Here is a 4,251-nt window from a genome sequence, read left to right as displayed (position 1 = left end):
GCCCGCGACCAGTTCTGGCGCCCGTGCAAAGGCCCCCAACACTGCGGGCCCCGGAGAGAGTATTGACGTCCGGGTCGCATGGTCCGCCCCCAGGCGTGTTGCTGCCAGACCGGGTCGTACTTGTAGCCGACCATCTCACGATCTTCTCGCCTGCCCGGCCCCGATCCAGCGGCAAGGCCGGGCATAGCTTCACAGAACATTTGTCGAACGAAGTCAACTGCCAGCGACAGGTAGTCAGTCCCAGTCCCAGTCCCAGCCGCCGTAGCCGCCGTGGCGCCCGGCGATCGACCCGGAGCATCTCGCGGTTTTGGAGGCTCCGCCGACTCCGGTGCGGAAGCAGGCTGGCGTCGCCTTCGAGCTGGGCTGCGCGATCGCGGCGATCGAACGCACCGGTGCCCATCTGCGCCAGCTCCGCAGCACACTGCTGCGGAGCTGGTCTACACGGGGCCGGTCCCGGGAGTCTGACCGGCGGCCGGGAGGGTGGTCCTGGAGCGGTCCGTGCTCGCGCTATCGGTGCCTGGGATCGGGTGTGCGGGTCGCGGCAGCGCTGCGGTACGCGGCCCGGTATCGGTCCGTCCGGGTTCAACCAGGTCGGTGAGGCCGAGAAGGTCGAACAGCCGGGCGACGATCGGGGCCCGCACATCCGTGACCTTCAGGACGACGCCTTCCTCCTGCGCCTGGCGATGGAGCCGTTCCAGGGCGTCCACGCCCGAGCAGTCGCAGAACCTCACCCGCGCGAAATCGAGGTCGACGCGCCTGGGCCGGCGCGCCAGGCACTCCTTGACGCGGCCCTCCAGCTCGGCGGCGGTGGCGAGGTCGATCTCGCCCGTGACCGCGACGGTGGCGTGGCCGTCCCACCGGGAGACGGCGGTGCGGAAGTCGTTGCCGTTCACAGCCATGGGTCCACCTCCCGCAGCCGGTGCAGTATCCACTCCCAGAGGTCGCCGGGATCATCGCGCGCCCACGCCGATGTTCGCGGCGGTGCGATCCGCACCGGGCCCGCCCGAACGAGCGGTTCGGTTCCTCGTGGCATCGCGCCGCCGAAGGGAGTCGGCGCGGCGGGCACAGACCCCGCCCCACCGGTTTCCCGGACGACTCGTACGGACACCCGTCGGCCCGCGGTCGGGGGATGGGCCGAGGCGCGCTCGGCCGGGTGCCGAGCGGCACCGCGTTCGGCGTCGTAGGCGGCCCGTAGCTCGGGATCGTGCAGGACCCCGTAGGCGGCGACCACCGCGCCGAGTCGCTCCGCCGACCCCGGTTCGACGGGGCGGGTGTCGGGGTGCAGCAGCCGGACGAGGGCGCGATAGGCCGAAGTGACCTGACTCGCGGACGCTGTGGGTTCCACTCCCAGCACCGCGTAGTGATCGCGTCGGTCTCGCGATCCCGTCATGGCGGACCACCTCCCGGGCGACCCCGGCAAACCTCCTCATTCACTTGGATAGAACCTTGGCCAGCACTTGTCAAGATGCCCGAAATGCGGGCATATGGACTATGGATGCCTACGAGAGCGACGGAACCTTCCTGATCCGCCTCGACCGGCGCGCGGGCTGCGAGTCCTCGTCCATGGCGGCGAGCGCTGCGGCGGCGGCGAGGAAGGACGCCGGGCTCGCCGACGGTCCGCCGCCGGTCGCGGGTGCTTCGGGCCGCTCTCCCATCGGTGTCACTTCTTTGGCGACTTCAGCACTTGTCATCGGATGGATGACATGTTAGAACCGATTCAGGTGAAGCGCACTGGCACCCATCAACCAGTGGAGGTGTTTCGCGATGCTGATGCGCACCGACCCGTTCCGCGAGCTGGACCGGCTGACCCAGCAGTTCTTCAACACGACCGGCACCTGGTCGCGGCCGAGCCCGATGCCGCTGGACGCCTACCGCGCCGGCGACGAGTACGTGATCTGCTTCGACCTGCCCGGGGTGGACCCGGACGCGATCGACATCGATGTCGAGCGGAACATGCTGACCGTCAAGGCCGAACGGCGCCCCCGCCACGAGGGCGAGAACGTGAAGTGGGAGCTGTCCGAGCGTCCGCTCGGCGTGTTCTCCCGGCAGGTCATGCTCTCCGACATGCTCGACCCCGAGGGGATCGCCGCCGACTACGACTCCGGCGTGCTGACCCTGAAGATCCCGGTCGCCGAGAAGGCCAAGCCCCGCAAGATCGCCATCGGACACAGCGGCAGCCGCAAGGAGATCAAGGCCTGACCGCGTCCCTGTGCCGCTCCGTGCCGCCCGCACCCCCCGGGCGGCCGGCACCGTTCGCGGTGAGGGCCGGCGGTGGGATCGACCTCGCCACCGCGCCGCGGTTCCGCTGCCGGCTGGACGCCGCGCTCGAGGCGCACGGGGAGGTGGTGCTCGACCTGTCGGAGGTGACGTTCATGGACTGCTCGGGTCTGGGCGTCCTCGTCCAGGCCCGCCATCTGGCCGACCGGTACGGCGGGCGGCTCGTTCTGCGCGGCGTAGGCAGGCCCGTGGTCAGGCTGCTCAAGCTCATCGGCCTCAGCCGCCGCCCTGCCGTCGGCCCCTGACCGGCTCCCGCACGCCCGTAACCGGCAGCGTGCCGGGACGAAGGGAGGAATGCGCGGTGACTCTTCGATGGGAGGCGTTCTTGGACCAGGTCCAGGAACGCGGCGAGTACGACACGCCCCAGGATGCCGACCGCGCGGCCCGCGTCGTGCTGGCCCTGCTCGGCGCCCACTTGGTCGGCGACGTGCGCGCGAAGCTCGCGGCCCGTCTGCCCGAGACCTTCGCCCTGATCCTGTTGAACCCCTTGCAGGCCGCTGAACCGCTCAGTCCCGAACGGTTCGTGCGCGCCACCGCCGCCTGGATCGAGGGCGCCACCGAGAAGACCGCCGTGTGGGACATCGGCGCCGTCCTGTCCACGGTGGCCGATGCCGCCGGCGACGACCTCATGGAGAGTGTCCTGTTCCAGCTGCCGCCCGGCTACGACGTCCTGTTCGGCCGCCCTGTACCCGGCCACTGACCCCGACCCGCTTTCGTGCCGCCGCTCACGCCGCGGCGGCCCGTCCCGGAAGGCCATCGCCATGACCCGGCACCGCCGCCTGATCCAGCAGGTCCGCACCCTCGGTCGCTACCCCAGTGACGAGGAGGCCGAACGCGTCTTCGATGCGGTCCTGGCCGTTCTCGGCTCCCAGCTGACCGGCGAGGAACGCTGCGAGCTGGCCGCCGCGCTCCCTGAGCGGGCCCGCGCCGTCTTCGCCTCGCAGATCCCCCTGCCCGAACCCGTCGCCGCGCCCGCCTTCGTCGAAGCTGTCGCCCGAGCCCTGGACACCAGCCTCACCGGCGCCCGCTGGGACGCCTCCTCCGTCCTGGCCGCCCTCGAATCCCTCGGCGGCGAGCGGCTCACCGACCGCCTCCTCGCCCACCTGCCCCGCGGTTACGCGCTCCTGTTCGGTCGTGCCGACCTCGCCGCCGCTTGAACCTCAGCCGGCCCGGGTTGGGCCCAGGCGGCGGGCGCTCGACGTCACTGGCTGCGGGCCCGGTCCAGGTCGGCCTCCAGCTCCTCCACCCGGGCCTGGAGATCGAGCACCCGGCGCGCGCCTTCCAGGGTCAGTCCCTCGCTGATCAGTTTCACCAGGGCCGCGACACGGTTGATCTCCCGGCGCGAGTATCTCCGCTGGCCACCCGGCGAGCGCTCGGGCACGACCGCGCCCAGCTCGTCCAGTCGCCGCAGGAACGCCACCTGGACGTGCAGCATCGCGGCGACCTGCCCCACCGTGTACAGCGCGGCATCCGCGTCATCAATGGGCAGCTCCACCACCGCGACCTCACCTCGCCGCTCGCTGAAACCTCACTTCCACGTTACAGATTTCCTCCAGCCGCAGTGGAGGACACCCGCGCGTGCATCCCGCTCGAACCGTGACCTGGCCGCCGTCCGCGAACTCGACCCCCTGCTCCAGGACTTCGCCACCTGGCTCACCGCCCACCACGAGCAGCTGCGCGCCGCTCTCGGCACCTGAGCGGACCGCGACCGCAGCAGGGAGGCGCGGCATATCCGCCGCCTGCGCCGAACTCGGAGCCGGCCGTCGCCGCCAGCCGGCTCGCCGCACTGCGCAACCTCGCCGAACACGCGGCGTTGCCCGTCCGCACCCGACGGCCTCAGCCGGTGGGCGGGCGGCAGTGTCTGCGAAGGGCTCTACCGCACGGAGGCTGGGCGTGGCCGGAACACGGGAAGTCGTCCGCTCGCGGGCCGCGCGGGCGTGGGCGGCCAGTGCTTGGGGTCGGCGGGCAGATCGG

The 4,251-nt window shown here is 71.4% G+C and carries 9 protein-coding genes; 5 read left to right on the top strand and 4 right to left on the bottom strand.

The annotated features are described in order from the left end of the window. Positions 1 to 437 precede the first annotated feature (437 nt). The 3 genes from J0670_RS31800 to J0670_RS31790 form a co-directional block, all read right to left on the bottom strand. A complete protein-coding gene (locus J0670_RS31800; RefSeq protein ID WP_207815420.1) occupies positions 438 to 899 on the bottom strand; it encodes an STAS domain-containing protein in 462 nt (153 codons plus the stop codon). Continuing rightward, complete coding sequence (locus J0670_RS31795; protein WP_207815418.1) at positions 890 to 1,390, bottom strand: J domain-containing protein; 501 nt, start codon at positions 1,388 to 1,390, stop codon at positions 890 to 892. Before J0670_RS31795 ends, J0670_RS31800 begins: the two co-directional genes overlap by 10 nt. A 109-nt stretch (positions 1,391 to 1,499) precedes the next feature. Beyond that, positions 1,500 to 1,691, bottom strand: coding sequence for a hypothetical protein (locus tag J0670_RS31790; protein WP_207815416.1), 192 nt, complete (start codon positions 1,689 to 1,691; stop codon positions 1,500 to 1,502). 73 nt (positions 1,692 to 1,764) lie between these two features. Between J0670_RS31790 and J0670_RS31785 the strand changes: the two genes are divergently transcribed. The 4 genes from J0670_RS31785 to J0670_RS31770 all read left to right on the top strand — a co-directional run bounded on the left by J0670_RS31785 (position 1,765) and on the right by J0670_RS31770 (position 3,434). After that, positions 1,765 to 2,199, top strand: a complete 435-nt coding sequence (locus J0670_RS31785; protein ID WP_207815414.1) for an Hsp20/alpha crystallin family protein — start codon at positions 1,765 to 1,767, stop codon at positions 2,197 to 2,199. Between the two features lie 59 nt (positions 2,200 to 2,258). Further along, positions 2,259 to 2,522: an STAS domain-containing protein gene (locus tag J0670_RS31780; RefSeq protein ID WP_207815413.1), complete on the top strand. Its 264-nt coding sequence runs from the start codon at positions 2,259 to 2,261 to the stop codon at positions 2,520 to 2,522. Between the two features lie 56 nt (positions 2,523 to 2,578). After that, positions 2,579 to 2,977, top strand: a complete 399-nt coding sequence (locus J0670_RS31775; protein WP_207815409.1) for a DUF2267 domain-containing protein — start codon at positions 2,579 to 2,581, stop codon at positions 2,975 to 2,977. Positions 2,978 to 3,038: 61 nt separating this feature from the next. Then, the gene (locus J0670_RS31770) at positions 3,039 to 3,434 is read left to right on the top strand and encodes a DUF2267 domain-containing protein (protein ID WP_207815407.1); all 396 of its coding nucleotides are present in this window, start codon (positions 3,039 to 3,041) and stop codon (positions 3,432 to 3,434) included. Between the two features lie 44 nt (positions 3,435 to 3,478). On the opposite strand, the gene J0670_RS31765 is transcribed toward J0670_RS31770, so the two are convergent. After that, entirely contained in the window at positions 3,479 to 3,775 is a 297-nt protein-coding gene (locus J0670_RS31765) for a MerR family transcriptional regulator (RefSeq protein WP_207815405.1), read from the bottom strand. On the opposite strand from J0670_RS31765, the gene J0670_RS31760 reads away from it, so the two are divergent. Next, a complete protein-coding gene (locus J0670_RS31760) occupies positions 3,759 to 3,974 on the top strand; it encodes a hypothetical protein (protein ID WP_207815403.1) in 216 nt (71 codons plus the stop codon). The two genes, J0670_RS31765 and J0670_RS31760, sit on opposite strands and share 17 nt — an antisense overlap. Positions 3,975 to 4,251: the final 277 nt, after the last annotated feature.

Origin of the sequence: Streptomyces sp. FH025 (assembly GCF_017427025.1) — a bacterium.
In the GTDB taxonomy this organism is placed as follows: domain Bacteria; phylum Actinomycetota; class Actinomycetes; order Streptomycetales; family Streptomycetaceae; genus Kitasatospora.
The sequence above is the reverse complement of the archived record's forward strand: the minus strand, read 5'-3'. Positions and strand labels throughout refer to the sequence as shown.

Bases quoted from the DNA above. Each gene is read 5' to 3' on its own strand.
- J0670_RS31770 (WP_207815407.1), top strand. From the start codon at position 3,039: ATGACCCGGCACCGCCGCCTGATCCAGCAGGTCCGCACCCTCGGTCGC.
- J0670_RS31790 (WP_207815416.1), bottom strand. From the start codon at position 1,691: ATGACAAGTGCTGAAGTCGCCAAAGAAGTGACACCGATGGGAGAGCGG.
- J0670_RS31760 (WP_207815403.1), top strand. From the start codon at position 3,759: ATGGGCAGCTCCACCACCGCGACCTCACCTCGCCGCTCGCTGAAACCT.
- J0670_RS31800 (WP_207815420.1), bottom strand. From the start codon at position 899: ATGGCTGTGAACGGCAACGACTTCCGCACCGCCGTCTCCCGGTGGGAC.
- J0670_RS31795 (WP_207815418.1), bottom strand. From the start codon at position 1,390: ATGACGGGATCGCGAGACCGACGCGATCACTACGCGGTGCTGGGAGTG.
- J0670_RS31785 (WP_207815414.1), top strand. From the start codon at position 1,765: ATGCTGATGCGCACCGACCCGTTCCGCGAGCTGGACCGGCTGACCCAG.